This is a genomic window from Bartonella sp. AP30XZML, from assembly GCF_042195945.1.
Classification (GTDB): Bacteria; Pseudomonadota; Alphaproteobacteria; order Rhizobiales; family Rhizobiaceae; genus Bartonella.
Window position 1 is genome coordinate 1 of sequence record NZ_JBHIPJ010000089.1, and the last position, 16,583, is coordinate 16,583.

14 protein-coding genes, 2 tRNA genes and 1 pseudogene are annotated in these 16,583 nt (G+C 38.1%); 11 read left to right on the plus strand and 6 right to left on the minus strand.

Annotated features, from left to right (window positions below):
- Nucleotides 1-22: 22 nt before the first annotated feature.
- The gene (locus ACFIL2_RS06365) at nt 23-391 is read left to right on the plus strand and encodes a helix-turn-helix domain-containing protein (protein WP_375680636.1); all 369 of its coding nucleotides are present in this window, start codon (nt 23-25) and stop codon (nt 389-391) included.
- Nucleotides 392-494: 103 nt separating this feature from the next.
- On the opposite strand, the gene ACFIL2_RS06370 is transcribed toward ACFIL2_RS06365, so the two are convergent.
- A tRNA-Asn gene (locus ACFIL2_RS06370) sits at nt 495-569 on the minus strand.
- A 184-nt stretch (nt 570-753) separates the two neighbouring features.
- Here ACFIL2_RS06370 and ACFIL2_RS06375 point away from each other — a divergent pair.
- The 6 genes from ACFIL2_RS06375 (at nt 754) to ACFIL2_RS06400 (ending at nt 8,696) form a co-directional block, all read left to right on the plus strand.
- Nucleotides 754-827 (plus strand) — tRNA-Cys (locus tag ACFIL2_RS06375).
- A gap of 220 nt (nt 828-1,047) precedes the next feature.
- Nucleotides 1,048-1,722 carry a protein-L-isoaspartate O-methyltransferase gene (locus tag ACFIL2_RS06380; protein WP_375632626.1) on the plus strand — a complete coding sequence of 225 codons (675 nt, stop codon included), beginning with the start codon at nt 1,048-1,050 and terminating at the stop codon, nt 1,720-1,722.
- Nucleotides 1,723-1,788: 66 nt separating this feature from the next.
- Nucleotides 1,789-3,081, plus strand: a complete 1,293-nt coding sequence (locus ACFIL2_RS06385; RefSeq protein ID WP_375632921.1) for a TolC family outer membrane protein — start codon at nt 1,789-1,791, stop codon at nt 3,079-3,081.
- A 252-nt stretch (nt 3,082-3,333) separates the two neighbouring features.
- Entirely contained in the window at nt 3,334-3,888 is a 555-nt protein-coding gene (locus tag ACFIL2_RS06390) for a DUF2497 domain-containing protein (protein ID WP_375632919.1), read from the plus strand.
- A gap of 148 nt (nt 3,889-4,036) precedes the next feature.
- A complete protein-coding gene (locus ACFIL2_RS06395) occupies nt 4,037-6,760 on the plus strand; it encodes a valine--tRNA ligase (protein ID WP_375640147.1) in 2,724 nt (907 codons plus the stop codon).
- A gap of 1,144 nt (nt 6,761-7,904) precedes the next feature.
- Complete coding sequence (locus ACFIL2_RS06400) at nt 7,905-8,696, plus strand: tetratricopeptide repeat protein (RefSeq protein WP_375618569.1); 792 nt, start codon at nt 7,905-7,907, stop codon at nt 8,694-8,696.
- A gap of 103 nt (nt 8,697-8,799) precedes the next feature.
- Here the strand turns inward: ACFIL2_RS06400 and ACFIL2_RS06405 are convergent, their stop codons facing one another.
- The 5 genes from ACFIL2_RS06405 to xth form a co-directional block, all read right to left on the minus strand.
- Nucleotides 8,800-9,546: an amino acid ABC transporter ATP-binding protein gene (locus ACFIL2_RS06405; protein WP_273791447.1), complete on the minus strand. Its 747-nt coding sequence runs from the start codon at nt 9,544-9,546 to the stop codon at nt 8,800-8,802.
- Nucleotides 9,547-9,557: 11 nt separating this feature from the next.
- Entirely contained in the window at nt 9,558-10,274 is a 717-nt protein-coding gene (locus ACFIL2_RS06410) for an amino acid ABC transporter permease (protein ID WP_375621443.1), read from the minus strand.
- Between the two features lie 2 nt (nt 10,275-10,276).
- A complete protein-coding gene (locus ACFIL2_RS06415; protein ID WP_375637027.1) occupies nt 10,277-11,029 on the minus strand; it encodes an amino acid ABC transporter permease in 753 nt (250 codons plus the stop codon).
- A 141-nt stretch (nt 11,030-11,170) separates the two neighbouring features.
- Nucleotides 11,171-12,076, minus strand: coding sequence for a transporter substrate-binding domain-containing protein (locus ACFIL2_RS06420; RefSeq protein ID WP_375634815.1), 906 nt, complete (start codon nt 12,074-12,076; stop codon nt 11,171-11,173).
- A 125-nt stretch (nt 12,077-12,201) separates the two neighbouring features.
- Complete coding sequence (xth, locus tag ACFIL2_RS06425) at nt 12,202-12,984, minus strand: exodeoxyribonuclease III (RefSeq protein ID WP_375634813.1); 783 nt, start codon at nt 12,982-12,984, stop codon at nt 12,202-12,204.
- Between the two features lie 487 nt (nt 12,985-13,471).
- On the opposite strand from xth, the gene rpsL reads away from it, so the two are divergent.
- The 4 genes and pseudogenes from rpsL to ACFIL2_RS06445 all read left to right on the plus strand — a co-directional run.
- Entirely contained in the window at nt 13,472-13,843 is a 372-nt protein-coding gene (gene rpsL / locus ACFIL2_RS06430) for a 30S ribosomal protein S12 (protein ID WP_005773262.1), read from the plus strand.
- A gap of 18 nt (nt 13,844-13,861) precedes the next feature.
- Nucleotides 13,862-14,332, plus strand: a complete 471-nt coding sequence (rpsG, locus tag ACFIL2_RS06435; protein WP_375632907.1) for a 30S ribosomal protein S7 — start codon at nt 13,862-13,864, stop codon at nt 14,330-14,332.
- A gap of 24 nt (nt 14,333-14,356) precedes the next feature.
- The gene (gene fusA, locus ACFIL2_RS06440) at nt 14,357-16,441 is read left to right on the plus strand and encodes an elongation factor G (protein ID WP_375632905.1); all 2,085 of its coding nucleotides are present in this window, start codon (nt 14,357-14,359) and stop codon (nt 16,439-16,441) included.
- A gap of 62 nt (nt 16,442-16,503) precedes the next feature.
- Nucleotides 16,504-16,583 (plus strand): annotated as a pseudogene (locus ACFIL2_RS06445) (elongation factor Tu); the annotation flags it as partial.

The following is a 16,583-nucleotide window of genomic DNA, read 5'->3' on the forward strand; positions in this document are numbered from 1 at the left end:
CTTCTCTAATAGGACTTTTTATATGGTTACATCTTTTGGTAAAATTTTACGGAAACTTCGCATTGATCACTCCGAACGCCTTTTAGATATGGCTAAGAAATTAGACATATCTGTAGCATTTTTATCTTCTGTCGAGATTGGCAAAAAATCTGTTCCTGCAGGACTGGAGGAAAAGATCATAGAGCTTTATGGTTTAGATAAAGAGAAGGCTTCTCTCTTAAAAAAAGAAGCCTATGCATGTCGCAAGAGTTTTACAATCAAATCTTCAGACCCATTTCGCGGTGAAATTATTGGTATGTTTGTTAGAAACTTAGAGAATTTTTCACAAGAAGATTTAGCAAAACTAAAAAAATTTTTCGAGAAAATCGACGAAAAAAGAGGACTCCTATAGAGGAATAGCAGAAAATCCTATTCCCGTACTTTTATCTACACACCCCGTACCTTAAAAAAGATATTTAAAATTAATAAGTTATTTTTAATAAAAAAAAAAGAAGTGGCTCCCCGGGCCGGATTCGAACCAGCGACCAACCGGTTAACAGCCGGTTGCTCTACCGCTGAGCTACCGGGGAACGGTGCCCAATCATTTAATTGAAAAGGCTATAGCAAAGCAATACTGATTTGCAAAGGATAAAATTACTTTTTTAAAAAAAATATGATAAATTGTGTAATAAGAGGAAAAAAGGCGAGAGAATATTTCTACACCTTGACGGATGCGTTGCCTTCCCTTATTGAAACCTTTATGTTTGTTGACGAGGCCTCGTGGCGGAATGGTTACGCAGAGGACTGCAAATCCTTGTATCCCGGTTCGATTCCGGGCGAGGCCTCCAGCCGATTTTAAACGAAACGGCTTTTAGGGGAGATGAGGTATAGGAAAATAGATTATTTCCCTCTATTCTTGTGAAGACACTTTTGTATGAGAGATTATACAGTTAAAATCTAATTGTTGACTGTAGCATCCTTTTTTCTAACACCCATAGTTTAAGAGATCTTCGTCCCTTGTTGTCGTTGTTTTGTTTGTTTTTTGTAGGTTAGGAGAAAATATTCGTTATGGTTGCAGATTTTGCTGAGCTTCGTCGCAAAATGGTTGACAATCAAATTCGTACAGTCGATGTAACGGATTTATCAGTTCTTGAAGCCTTTTTAACGGTATCTCGTGAAGATTTTGTATCGGAAGATATGAAAGTGTTAAGTTATCTTGATACTGATATTGTTCTATGTCCAGTGCAAGATGGGGTTCCTGCACGCTATTTGATGAAACCTGCGTCTCTAGCGAAATTACTACAGCTTGCCGCTGTAAAATCATCAGATGTTGTTTTAGACATTGGTGCAAATAGTGGTTATTGTGCAGCGTTGCTTGCAAAACTTGCAGGGTCTGTGATTGCGCTGGAAAGTGATAAATCTCTCTTTGAACGTGCTCTTGAAGCTTTAGAACGGAATCAATGTGATAATGTGGTTGTCGTTCATGGTCCATTAGAGAAAGGATATGCCGTTGAGGGACCTTATGACGTGATTTTCATTGAGGGATCTGTTGATTTTATTCCTCAAGGTATCTTTGATCAAATGAAAGACTGTGGACGTCTTGTTGTGGTTGAAGGGCATGGAAATGCTGCTGTTGCACAAATCTATATAAAAGAAGATGGGATCATCTCGGCTCGTCGTGCTTTTAACCTCGCTGTAAAGCCTCTTCCTTGTTTTTTCAAAACACCTGGTTTTGTGTTTTAGTGCTTGTTTGTTTTGTGAATAAAAGATAATTTTGTAATTTATTTGGGGTTTGTTATTGTGTGTATTATGTTTAGAGTAAACAAGAAGTTTCAGGCGTGTTTATTGCTGGTGTTGAGTGTTTTTCTATCAGAGGCTGTTTGTGCTGAAACATTGATGGATGCCTTTTCTAAGGCTTATAAATATAATGCTAAGTTGAATAGTGAACGTGCAGCTGTGCGTATATCCAGTGATGATGTTGTCATTGCGCGATCGGGGCTATTGCCACAAGTTGAGGGAGTTGGGAACTATGGGCGCAATAAGTCTTTTACAGGTCCTTATGTCACTTCTGGATCTATAGGAGTGAGATTAAATCAAAGATTATTTGATGGTTTTATCACGCAAAATATCTTTTCTTCAGCTCAAGTTAAGTTGCAGGCTCAGCGTGAATATCTTCGTAATGTTGAACAAAATACGTTTCTGGAGGCGGTAACCGCTTATGCTAATGTCTATCACGCACGTCGTGTTGCCGATCTTCGGAGAGAAAATTTGGCAGCTCTTGAGGAACAAGTTCGTTCCAATAAAGCAAAATTTGATGTGGGTGAAGGAGGGCATGTTGATCTTGCTCAAGCTCAAGCTGCACGTTCCGTGGCGGTTTCAGAGCTGAGTCTTGCTCGTGCTGATGTAAAAGCAGCAGAGGCAGTGTATCGACAAGTTATTGGTTCTGATCCTGAAAAGTTAAAACGCCCACCTGTAGCCAAAGATTTTCCCGTCAACCTTGATATGGCTTACCAAATGAGCGTTGTGATGCATCCAGCAATCCTTTATGCTAAATATTTAGTCGATGCGAGTGTTTATAATGTAAAGGCGAAAGAAGGGGCGTTGCTCCCTAAAGTTGATTTTTCTGCAACTGCATCTTATAATCGAATCTACAGCGGGGTTGGAGAAGATGGCATTTCTAAATCGATAGTGTTGTCAGTAAGTGTCCCAATCTTTGAAGGAGGGCGTACGTCTGCGCAAATTCGCCAATCAAGGGAACAGCTTGGACAGGCGCAGCTTCAACTCGATTTGGCGCATAGTAATACGCGACAAGCACTTACTTCTGCTTGGTTTCAGTTGGAGGGCGCACGCTCATCTGTTGTTGCTTACCGTGAAAGTGTTCGTGCTGCTGAAATTGCTCTGAAAGGTCGTGTTCAAGAAAATCTCGTAGGGCAAGCAACGACGCTGGATGTTTTAAATTCTCGTACTCTATTGATTAATGCTCAGATTGCGCTTGCAATGGCAGAGCGTAATGCTGTTGTGGCGAGCTATAGTGTTCAATCTTCTATTGGTAAATTGACTGCAAGTTATTTAGGTTTAAAAACAATTAAATATATCCGATAATACATAAAAGTATCTCTTTGAATCTTATTAAATTATTTTAGTTTTTAAAAGCTTAGTAAATCAACAGTTGAATATGTTGAAAGATATTGCGGCGAGATATTATTTTTATAAGTGTAGAAAACTGTGTGTAGCGCCCTCTTTATGACAAGCATATTTGAAAATATCGTAGGAGGCATGTTGATCTTATAATTCTTTTGCATACACTGAAAATATGATTCTATTTGTTGTTGCGTCTTTGAGAGGTTGTAAAGTATGGTACAGAGTTCAAGCGTGTTACGTGAGCCAAGTATGGATGAAATTTTAACATCTATTCGTGAAATAATCGAAGAAAATGCGGTTCAATCTGATCACTTTTTAAATGAAGATGTTGCAGTGAATGCTTCAGAAGTGGCATCCGAGGGTATTTATGATACAACCTTATCGGTTGATGATGCTATGAAAGCTTTAGCTGATCGTATTGGTCTTTCTTCTGAAAATCAAGGAGGGAAGATAACGCAAGAGAAAGAGGATATAGAGGCAGAAAATAATACAGTTGGTATGGATATGCAAAAGATGAAGCTTTCTTCTGAAGAACGGAATTCTGTTTATAAAGCAAAAGAATATGAAGATGAGATAAGGAAATCACAGTCAGATGCTGGAAGGGATGGTCATGTGGAATTGTCTGCATATTGTATTTCTTCTGCAGAAAAGATTGCAAAGGATGTGTTGCGTCCTGCTATAGCAGAATGGTTACAGTCTAAATTGCCTATTTTGCTGGAAGATATTTTGCGTGAAGAGATTATGAAGGCGATTAAAAAATCGTCTTAATTATTTTTACATTATTTTTATGTTTTTCATTTTATGAGAATTTTGTTTGCGATTTTGCGAGCTCTCTAGTGAATGGCTGAGATTCACGAGATTCTGATCAGGTTTTGATCATATATTGTGTTTTTCAGCGGCGTTATGGATGGATAGAATGTTAGAAAAAAACTATGATGCTGCCTCTATAGAGCAACGGGTTGCAAAGAGATGGGAGACTCGTGGGGCTTTTAAAGCGGGAGCTGGTTCTAAAAGCGGTGCAGAACCTTTTTGCGTTATGCTTCCTCCTCCTAATGTTACGGGCTCACTTCATATGGGGCATGCGCTCAATACGACAATTCAAGATATAATAGTTAGATTTCAGCGGATGCGTGGCAGAAATGTGTTGTGGCAGCCTGGTATGGATCATGCTGGGATTGCTACGCAAATGGTAGTGGAGCGTCAACTTGCAGAACGCCAAGAGCCAACGCGTCAAGAAATGGGGAGAGAAAAGTTTATTGAGCGTATTTGGGAATGGCGTTATGAAACTGGAGGCGTTATTGCAAACCAGTTGCGTCGCCTTGGGGTTTCATGTGATTGGTCGCGTGAGCGGTTTACAATGGATGAGGGGTTGTCGCAGGCGGTTCGTGAAGTCTTTGTCACGCTTTATAAGCAAGGGTTGATATATAGGGATAAGCGCCTCGTCAATTGGGATCCTAAATTGTTGACAGCTATTTCAGATCTTGAAGTTGAGCAAAAAGAAGTTCAAGGACGTTTGTGGCACTTTAGATATCCACTTGAAGGTAAAATTTTTGATCCAAATGATGCGACAACTTTTATAACAGTGGCGACAACACGACCAGAAACAATGCTTGGTGATACAGGAATTGCTGTTAATCCTGAAGATGAGCGTTATAAAAATCTTATCGGTAAAAATGCTCTTTTGCCGCTTGTTGGTCGTAGGTTATTAATTGTTGGTGATAGCCATGCTGATCCTGAAGCTGGAAGTGGTGCTGTAAAAATCACACCAGCTCATGACTTTAATGACTTTGAAGTAGGACAGCGTAATCATTTACGCTTGATCAATATTTTTACCCAGCAAGCCGAGATTTTTCTTCGTAAAAATGAAGCATTTTTCGATGGTTTGATTTTATCAGATGAATTAAAAATGTTAGTAGAAAATCTCGATAAATCTGATCGTTTTGTTGCTCGCCAGAAGATTGTTTCTTTGATGGAAGAACAGGGATATTTATCTTCTGTTGATGATCATACCCATATGGTTCCTCATGGAGATCGCAGTGGTGTCCCTATTGAGCCTTTTTTGACAGATCAATGGTATGTTCATGCTGCTGAATTAGCAAAGCCAGCGATAGAGGCTGTTCAACAAGGCAAAACGCAGTTCGTTCCCGATAACTGGAAAAAGACGTACTTCAATTGGATGGAAAATATTCAACCTTGGTGCATTTCTCGCCAATTATGGTGGGGACATCAGATTCCTGCTTGGTATGGTCCTGATGGAACGGTTTTTGTTGAAAAAAGTGAAAAAGAGGCTTTAGATTCAGCTTTTGCTCATTATGGTGAGGTTGTTGAATTAATCCGTGATCCGGATGTTTTAGATACTTGGTTTTCATCAGCTCTTTGGCCTTTTTCAACATTAGGATGGCCAAATAAAACGACTGAATTATCTACTTTTTACCCAACATCTTTATCTGTGACAGGATTTGATATTATTTTTTTCTGGGTTGCTCGTATGATGATGATGGGACTTCACTTTATGGGTGACGTTCCTTTCCCAACGGTTTATGTGCATGCTCTTGTGCGGGATCAAAAGGGTGCAAAGATGTCAAAATCAAAGGGAAATATTATTGATCCCTTAGAGCTTATTGATCAATATAGTGCTGATGCACTTCGGTTTACTTTAGCTATTATGGCAGCACAAGGTCGTGATGTAAAACTTGATGTTTCCCGTATTGCTGGTTATCGTAATTTTGCTACGAAATTGTGGAATGCTACCCGATTTGCACAGATGAATGGTGTGAAGCATGATCCAGCTTTTAAACCAGAACAAGCAAAATTGGCGCTTAATCGTTGGATTTTAACAGAGTTATCTAAAACAATTTCAGCGGTTACGACTGGTATTGAACACTATAAATTTAATGAGTCAGCTGCCACTCTTTACCGTTTCATTTGGAATACATTATGTGATTGGTATTTGGAGCTTCTCAAACCTATTTTTCAGGGGGAAAATGAAGATGCTAAAAATGAGGCTCAAGCTTGTACTGCTTGGGTTTTAGATGAGGTTTATAAACTTCTTCATCCTTTTATGCCTTATATGACGGAAGAGTTGTGGTCTCTTACAGAAACGCAAGCCATCAAGCGTGAGGATATGCTCGCATTGACAAAATGGCCAGAGGAAACATTGATAGATGAAGAAGCTGCTGATGATATTAATTGGCTTATTGATGTCGTCACGGGGATTCGGTCTGTACGTTTTGAAATGAATATTCCAGTGGCGACACAAGCACCTCTTGTTGTTGTCGAAGGAGGGGAAGTAACGCGAGAGCGTGTGAAGCGTTATGATGCACTTCTTAAAAAATTAGCGCGTATTGAAGTTATTGATTTCTCTGATAAAGTTCCGGAAGTATCGGCACAAATGATTTTGGGAGAGGCTGTTTTTTGTTTACCATTAGGACAGTTGATTGATTTGGAGGCTGAACGTGTTCGTTTGAGGAAGGATGTCAGTAAAATTGAACAAGATATTGAAAAAATATCGCTTAAGTTAAATAACCCCCAATTTATAGCAAATGCAAAAGCAGAAATTGTTGAGCGTGAGCGGAACAGGGTTGTAGAACTGCGTGCAGCGCAGAAAAAAATATTTGTTGCTTTAGAGCGGTTAGATTGATTTCAACTTTTTATTTTTTTGATAGATAATTGCATACCAGTAGGGCTAGTATAGATCTTCTTTAAAGAAACTTTTTCTTTTGTTAGTTTTTCATGAACGATCATAAAATCTCTACTGAAATCCATTGTTTTATGTTTATCATTAAAGAGACATCTTTTAAGGCATCCAAGCCTATTCCACGACGTAGATCATGAGTGGTATAACGGTAAATCCATTGAGCTTCCCTTCTTTATGCTTGTGAAGTAACAAGCGCCGGGGGGGCACCATTCTGTCCAATATCCGGACAACCCTTAGCTCAAACTGTTCGTAAGAGGCATTTTTAGTTCTTTCTTACACAGAGTTTTTATCCACATAGCTCTCTCTGTTTGTAATGTGCAAGCGGATGGTTTTGATTGATTTAACCTGGAACAGGTTTGGAATGAGAGAATCTTACGATATTCGAGGTCCTCATTCAATATGCAAAAAGGTAAATTATCATTATAAATCAAAACATTGTTTTATTTCTGTAAAATATCATCATTTAGAGTAGCAATATAAGGCATGTAAAATTACACATGTGGTATTTTTTTGTATGTAGTGGTGAGTATTCTGAGTTAGAACTTGTGTGTAAAGTATGAAGTAACCCCATGTGAAATGATGTCAGGTGCAATCCGTTAAACAAAAAGCTTGTATTGTTTATAGATTGACGGAGACAAAAAACTTCATCTTTAAGGTGGTAAGGCAGTCGTGAAGTTATAAGTTAACTATCATCATTATATTTATCCATCTTTCGTATTGTTTTTTATATTTAAACGCTTACCATTCATCATGTATTCTCTTCATTCTCAAGTTGCTGTTTAATACACGTTATTTTATTGAACGATTTTTACTCATACGTATAAAATTTTAAGATCGATAAAGCTTAGAATGTTAAAGGATGTGTTACAAAATATAGAATGATGATTTATATTTAAAAATCAATTTGTTGTATATAAAAATGGATACTTAATTTTATCGAACATTTTGGATGATTTTTATCTATTTGTCTTTTCTTTTAAAATTTTTACTTTAAAATCGCGTATGCTTCTTACTAAGAAAAAGAGTTTAAATATCTACAAAGAAATTTGTAACAGATATAATCATTAAAATTGAGATAGGGGGGGAAATGGTTAATAGGTTTCAGATATGGAAAAAAGTCACGATTGTTGTGATTTTAGGGGGATTCTTTTCGACTGTTTATGTAATAGATGTCAATAGCTTGCAAGAAGCGAATGATGGTTCGTTTTATTTTTTTAAACGTGGCATGTCTGCTTATAAAAATGGGCATATAAATCAGGCTATTGCAGCATTACGTTGTGCAGCTAAGAGAGGCCATATTGGTGCGAATTGGAAACTTGGCTCTATCTATGCCAACGGTGATGGTGTCCCTAAAAATGATTATAAGGCATATAATTTTTTTGCATATATTGTTGAAAAAGGTGCTGATCTTGGTTCAGAGGATGAAAGTTATGTTTCTGATGCATTGGTTAAACTTGCGAGATATATAAAAAAAGGTATTCCTCAATCACCTGTGAAACCTGATCCTTCTTATGCTGCTCATCTTTATATGCAGGCTGCGGTAAACTATGGAAATCCTAAAGCTCAGTATCATTTAGGAAAAATATTTTTAAAGGGAGAGGGAAGGGAGAAGAATCTTATACAAGCAGCACGATGGTTTCAACTTTCAGCAAAAAAAGGAAATCCTTCTGCCCAAGCAATGCTTGGAAATATACTGCTTCAAGAAGGAAAAATTGTCCGTGGGGCAGCAATGTTAACTGCTGCCTATGAAAAAGCTAACGTAAAAGACAAAAATTGGATTCATCCTTTGCAAGAACAGGCTTTTGCTCTTTGTAATGAATCTGAGAGACGTACAGCAATTTCACTGGTTGCTGAGATTTTAAAGAATAACAGTTTTTAAACATCTGATTGTAATATTTTTACATTCTCTCATCTTATATTAAACTCTGTTTTCTTGTATACAAGTTCATAGTAAAGATAGATTTTTTTTGATAATCTAATGGCTAATGACTTAAGATTTTAGACAAAAATTCTTGCGTTCTCGGTTTTCTTGCTTGCGGATCAGAAAAAAACTCTTTAGATGAACAGTCTTCAAGAATTGTTCCTTGATCTATGAAAATAACACGCTCAGAGACTTTTTGCGCAAATCCCATTTCATGGGTTACACAAATCATCGTCATACCTTCTTCTGCTAAGCTAATCATGACATCGAGTACTTCACCTACCATTTCAGGATCTAGAGCAGATGTTGGTTCATCAAAAAGCATGACAAGTGGATCCATAGTTAAGGCACGTGCAATAGCAACACGTTGTTGTTGCCCTCCAGAAAGTTGACCAGGATATTTATCTTTGTGTTCAATGAGGCCAACGCGCTCAAGATATAACAATCCACGTTCAAGTGCTTCTTTTTTGCTTCGTTTTAGGACTTTGATTTGTGCAATTGTCAAATTTTCTGTGACAGATAAATGGGGGAAAAGCTCGAAGTGTTGAAACACCATTCCTACCTGACTTCGCAATTTAGGCAGATTCGTTTTTTTTGAATGAACAGGTATTCCATTAATCCAAATTTCACCTTTTTGAAAAGGGACGAGAGCGTTAATAGTTTTAATGAGTGTTGACTTTCCTGAGCCTGATGGACCACAAACGACAACGACTTCTCCTTTATTAATATTGGTTGTACAGTTTTTAAGGACTTTAATTTCGCCATACCAATTAGAAACATTTTTTATTTCGATCATATGAGTAGACATTTTTTTTCCTGTTAGCGAATAATGGATACTTTTTTTTGTAAATACAAAACTATTTGTGACAGTGTAAAACAGATAACAAAATAGAAAATAGCTGCTAAGATATAAGCTTCTTGCTTTACACCAAAATTATTAGCAGCAATATCAAAACCATTCAAAAGGCTATGACCACTGATGGCATAAACAAGGGTTGTATCCTGAAAAAGGATAATAACTTGTGTTAAAAAGACTGGAAGCATATCTCTAAAGGCTTGAGGAAGAATGACAATGTACATACTTTGCCAATATGTCATTCCAAGAGCTTGTCCTGCATATTTTTGTCCTTGCGGAACTGAATTGATTCCAGCACGCATAATCTCAGCAAAATAAGCCGTTTCAAATGCGGTAAAGGTAATGAGTGCTGATTTATTTGCACCAATGGATATACCAGTTAAAAAAGGCAGAAGCACGAAAAACCATAAGATAACCATCACAAGTGGTATTGAACGCATAGCTGTTATGTAACTGATTGCAAACCAAGAAAGAAGTTTTATGGAAGAAAGGCGCATCATTGCTAAAAGTGTGCCGAAAACAAACCCCAATACCGTTGCAAAAAGAGTTAGAAAAACGCTAAAGAGTAAACCTGATAAAATGTAAGAACGAAATACATCAAAGGTAAAAAAGGAAAAATCAAAGTCGGAAAAATTGAAAGGAAAATAAAGTCCAAACTGAGAGCTTATGAAATTCATCATATTCAATTTCCCTTTGTTTGAAAATTAGGAATTTTGAGTATTTGTTCAATGACTGTCATCACAATGAATACGAATAAGGCTATTAGAATATAAAGGATCGTAACAAGTAAATAATTTTCGTAAACATGGCTTACCTCTTCAATTGCTTGGTATTGAAATTGCATGAGCTCATTTATTGAAACGGCGAATGCTATAGACGAATTTTTCACAATCCCCATTGCTTCTGAAGTAAGAGGTGGCATAATTGCACGTATAGCACGTGGTAGTATAATATAGCGATAACTTTGATAAGTTGTAAACCCCATTGCCATAGCAGCATAGCGTTGTCCAGAAGGAATCGCTTCAATGCCTGAACGAACCTGTTCAGCAATGCGTGCAGATGTAAAGAATCCCAATGCGCATGTTATCAAGAGAATGGGGGAAAATTTCATCGCTGGTGGATAAATCTTCGGAACAACAAAATACCACAAAAACACTTGTACAAGGAGGGGAATATTACGCATAATCTCTACCCAAATAGTACCGATAGTGCGAAATATATAATTGATTATGGATGTTTTGGGTAAAGTGCGCATTGTTCCTATAACAACACCACACAATACAGCTAATATAAGTGAAGTGATAGACAATATAACCGTATTTTTAAAGCCATCGAGAAGTGTATCTAAATAGGTATGGCTCACGCCGGGAGTTCCCAAGCATCCTGTTACCAATGTTTGAGTAAGGTCATCTCTACAAAGGAAAGAAAAGTCCATTAATTGATATTCCCTCAAATTAGTCATTCACAAATAGGACAATAAACCACGCGCATCTACATAGTCCAGATTTATTAAAAAGTGAATTAAAATATAAACCACACTCAATTTCAAAAGAGTGTGGTTCTTCTTTATTAAATTCTATAAATCTTTTTCTGCGTAGCTTTCTCGAGGCTTATTATTTGGGTGATCCCAAGCATATCTTGTTTGTTTTGACAAGGGAAGGTTCATAACAGTGTTAGCAGGTGGGATCGGTTTCATAAACCACTTATTATAAAGCTTTTCCAGTGATTCATCTTTAATCTGACGTACAATACTATCGTTGATTGTTTGTTCAAATTTTTTGTCATTTAATCTGAGCATACAGGCAATAGGTTCGACTGAAAGTACAGTATCAAGAATGACATAATCAGATGGATTCTTTGATTTAGCAATATGTCCAGCAAGAATTGAAGCGTCCATGACAAAAGCATCTGCCTTACCAGATTCTAATAATAAAAAACTATCTCCGTGATCTTTCCCCTTTAAAACTTTAAACTGAATGTTTTTTGCACGTTTATTTTTACGAATAAGTTGAACAGATGTTGTACCGGTGGTCGTTGCAACTGTTTTTCCATTTAAATCCTCAAGAGATTTAATGTTAGAGTTTTTCTTTACAGCAATCCGAACCTCTTCAATGTATGTCGTATAAGCAAATGCTGCTTCTTTACTGCGGGCAATATCATGTGTTGTTGAGCCGCACTCAAAATCATAGGTTTTATTTTTTAAGAGAGGAATTCTATTTTGAGAAGTGATGGGAAGATAATGAATTTTAATTGGTTTACCAATTTTTTTTGAGATATCATCAATGATCCGTTCTGCCATTTCTGTATGAAAGCCTACATATTTATTATTACCAAGGGCGTAGGCTAAACCAGATGATTCACGGACACCTAAAGTAATTTCACCTGTTCGTTTTATTTTTTCAAGAGTATCATGTTCAGCATGCGCGAAACTTGAGAATCCAATGGACGTTGCTGCAATAAGCATTAATAATGATTTCTTCATTTATGTCCTCCATTCATTTATTTTTATTTTATTTGCTTAAGATATACTGTTTATATGCTGTAGCATAGTTATTATTTTTGAGTGGAATTTTTTTTGTTGTCTCATGAAATGAGGATTTTACTTTCTTAATTGATATTAAGGTTAATCCAAACAGGAACGTGGTCGGATGGTTTTTGATATCCCCTTACTTCTGTTTGGCTATGAGCGCAAATTAATTGATCAACAGCTTCTGGTGATAATAATAAATGATCAATGCGAATCCCATTATTCTTAGGCCAAGCACCTGCCTGAAAATCCCAAAAACTGAAGGAGGGAGTATCGGTGACATTCCGGATAGCATCATAAAAACCTAAATGGAGAATACGTTGGAATGCTTTTCTTGTTTCTTGAAGAAATAAGGCATCTTGATACCATTCTTGAGGTTTTTTTGCATCTAATGGAGTGGGGATGACATTATAATCACCTGCTAGAATAAGAGGTTCTTCATACGCAAGCAATGATTTTGCATGTGTATATAATCTTTCCATCCATTCTATCTTATAGGAATATTTTTCACTCTCAATAGGATTCCCATTTGGCAAATAGAGAGATGCAACACGAACAACACCTTTGTTTGTTGAATAAACAGCTTCAATGTAACGTGTTTGTTTATCATTATCATTGCCTGGTAATCGACGGATCACTTCATCTGGTGTTTTTTTAGAGAGAATCGCAACGCCATTAAAACTTTTTTGTCCGTGTGTTTCTATATGGTAACCTAAACTTTCAATTGCATCGCGTGGAAAATTTTCATCGATACTTTTAATTTCCTGTAAACAGACTATGTCCGGCTGGCTTTGCTGCAGCCATTGACATAATGTTTCATGTCGTGCTTTTATCCCGGCAATATTCCACGTTGCTATTTTCATGGCGCTCATCATTAGATATCCAATATGCAATTCAATTTATTGCATTTATGTTTACTACAGTCACATCGCTGTTTTTTTGTTTATAGGGGATATTACTATGGTAAATTGATTTATCAAGAGTAGCGGTAAAAGCAAATTTAAAGTTTTAAAATTTAATTTATTTTCATTTTTAAAAACTTTCTGCTGTTTAGTTCTTGACGAATGTACGTGTTCTCGCTATTAGAGATGGATATAACCGATGTGAATGTAATCAGGTGTTTTGGATATGAACCGGATCATTCACAGGTGTTAAGAAGATTAAAAGCAAATGCTAGTGCAAAAGGCTATTGCCTTCTCTGCTTATGGTCGGGTAAACTGTTTTTTGCAGGTGTGCCCGATTTTGTGTATAGACTTAGATATCTGTTCCGATTCTGTTGGGGTGGATAGAAATAAAAATAGAAAAGCCCGATTGGGTGAGACGAATGTAGATCGAAAAGAGGAAGGTTGCATGCCTACCGTAAACCAGTTGATTCGCAAGCCGCGTGTGGCGCCAGTTAAACGTAATAAGGTTCCTGCTCTGCAGTCGAATCCGCAGAAGCGTGGTGTCTGTACGCGTGTTTATACAACAACACCGAAGAAACCTAATTCTGCTCTTCGTAAAGTTGCTAAAATTCGCTTGACGAATGGATTTGAGGTAATTGGTTATATTCCTGGAGAGGGACATAATCTTCAAGAGCACTCTGTTGTAATGATTCGTGGTGGTCGTGTGAAAGATTTGCCAGGAGTTCGTTATCACATTATTCGTGGTTTACTTGATACGCAGGGTGTCAAGAATCGTAAACAGCGTCGTTCAAAGTATGGCGCAAAGCGTCCAAAATAATATTGAGAGACAAAGCTAATGTCCCGTCGTCATAGAGCAGAAAAGCGTGAGATTAATCCAGATCCCAAATTTGGTGATTTGGTTATTATGAAATTTATGAATGCCATTATGTTTGATGGTAAAAAATCAGTTGCAGAGCGTATTGTTTATGGTGCGCTCGATTCTGTGGAAAAAAGAGTAAAAACAGATCCTGTGGCTCTATTTCATCGAGCTTTAGAGAATATTGCTCCTCATATTGAGGTTCGTTCACGCCGTGTTGGTGGCGCTACTTATCAAGTTCCGATTGATGTTCGTCCTGATCGTCGTCAGGCTCTTGCTATTCGTTGGTTGATTGCGGCGGCACGTGGTCGAAATGAAACGACGATGGTTGAGCGTTTATCTGGTGAATTGATGGATGCGGCTAATAATCGTGGTTCTGCCGTGAAGAAGCGTGAAGATGTTCATCGTATGGCTGAAGCTAATCGTGCTTTTTCTCACTATCGCTGGTAGAAGTTTTAAACTAAGGCAAATATAATGGCTCGCGAATATAAAATTGAAGATTATCGTAATTTTGGTATTATGGCGCATATTGATGCTGGTAAAACTACGATGACTGAACGTATTCTGTTCTATACCGGTAAGAATCATAAAATTGGCGAGACCCATGATGGGGCTTCTACAATGGATTGGATGGAGCAGGAGCAGGAGCGTGGTATTACGATTACGTCTGCTGCGACAACGACATTTTGGGAAGGGCAAGACGGTCGGAAGCGTCGCTTTAATATTATTGATACGCCAGGGCACGTTGATTTTACGATTGAAGTTGAGCGCTCTTTGCGTGTTCTTGATGGTGCAATAGCCTTGTTGGATGCAAATGCTGGTGTGGAGCCTCAAACGGAAACTGTTTGGCGGCAAGCTGAGAAGTATCGCGTGCCTCGTATGGTTTTTGTTAATAAAATGGACAAAATAGGAGCTGACTTCTATCGTAGTGTGGAGATGGTTGGTTCTCGGTTAGGTGCTAAAGCGCTTGTTTTGCAGTTGCCGATTGGTGCTGAAAATGACTTTGAAGGAGTTGTTGATCTTGTAGAAATGAAGGCTTTAAAGTGGGATGGTTCTATTGGTGCCTCGGCAGTGATAAGTGAAATTCCCTCTGAGTTAAAGGAGAAAGCTGAAGAATATCGCGAGAAATTGATTGAGATGGCTGTGGAGGTTGATGAAGCTGCGACAGAGGCTTATTTGGAAGGTGTTATGCCAACCAACGAGCAGCTTGTTTCTCTCATTCGTAGGGGGACAGTAGAAGTTCAGTTTCATCCGGTTCTTTGTGGTACGGCTTTTAAAAACAAGGGGGTGCAGCCACTTTTGGATGCTGTTGTTTCCTATCTTCCTTCTCCAATTGATATTCCGGCGATTAAGGGTGTTGATGTAAAGAATGAGGCTGAGACGACACGCGAATCTTCTGATGATGCTCCGTTATCTATGCTTGCTTTTAAAATTATGAATGATCCTTTTGTTGGTTCATTGACGTTCTGTCGTATTTACTCAGGTAAAGTTCAGAAAGGTATTTCTCTTGAGAATACTGTGAAAAAGAAAAAAGAGCGTTTGGGGCGTATGCTTCAAATGCATTCAAATTCTCGTGAGGATATTGAAGAAGCATTTGCTGGTGATATTGTTGCTCTTGCAGGACTTAAGGAGACGACAACAGGGGATACTCTTTGTGATCCTTTGAAGCCTGTTATTTTGGAGAGGATGGAATTTCCAGAGCCTGTTATTGAGATTGCAATTGAACCGAAGACAAAAGCAGATCAAGAAAAAATGGGTATTGCTCTTAACCGTCTAGCAGCCGAAGATCCTTCATTTCGTGTTAAATCGGATGAGGAATCTGGTCAGACTATTATAGCTGGAATGGGTGAGCTTCATCTTGATATTATTGTTGATCGTATGCGGCGTGAGTTTAAGGTTGAAGCAAATGTTGGGCAGCCTCAAGTTGCTTATCGTGAGTCAATTACTAAAATGGCGGAAATTGATTATACGCATAAGAAACAATCGGGTGGTGCAGGTCAATTTGCTCGTGTGAAAATTGTTTTTGAGCCTCATGATGGTGATGACTTTATTTTTGAGTCAAAGATTGTTGGTGGTGCTGTTCCTAAAGAATATATTCCCGGTGTCCAAAAAGGGATTGAGAGTGTTATGGGGTCAGGTCCTCTTGCGGGCTTTCCTATGCTTGGTGTAAAAGCGACTCTCATTGATGGTGGCTATCACGATGTTGATTCTTCGGTTTTGGCTTTTGAGATTGCTGCTCGTGCGGCTTTTCGTGATGGGGCAAAGAAGGCTGGTGCACAGCTTCTTGAACCGATCATGAAGGTGGAAGTTGTTACACCAGATGATTATGTTGGTGATGTTATTGGTGATCTCAATTCTCGTCGGGGACAGATTTCAGGAACTGAAGCGCGCGGCATTGCAACGGTTGTGAATGCAATGGTTCCTTTGGCAAATATGTTTGGTTATGTGAATACTCTTCGCTCTATGAGTCAGGGGCGTGCGCAGTATACAATGCAGTTTGATCATTACGAGCCTGTGCCTTCAGCTGTTGCTTTGGAGATTCAAAAGAAATACGCGTAATTTCAGGTTGGTAATTAATTTTTAACTTAGTCCTTGGCTTGGACGGAAAATGGAGAGCTCAAATGGCGAAGAGCAAGTTTGAACGAACAAAACCGCATGTTAATATTGGTACGATTGGTCACGTTGATCATGGGAAGACCTC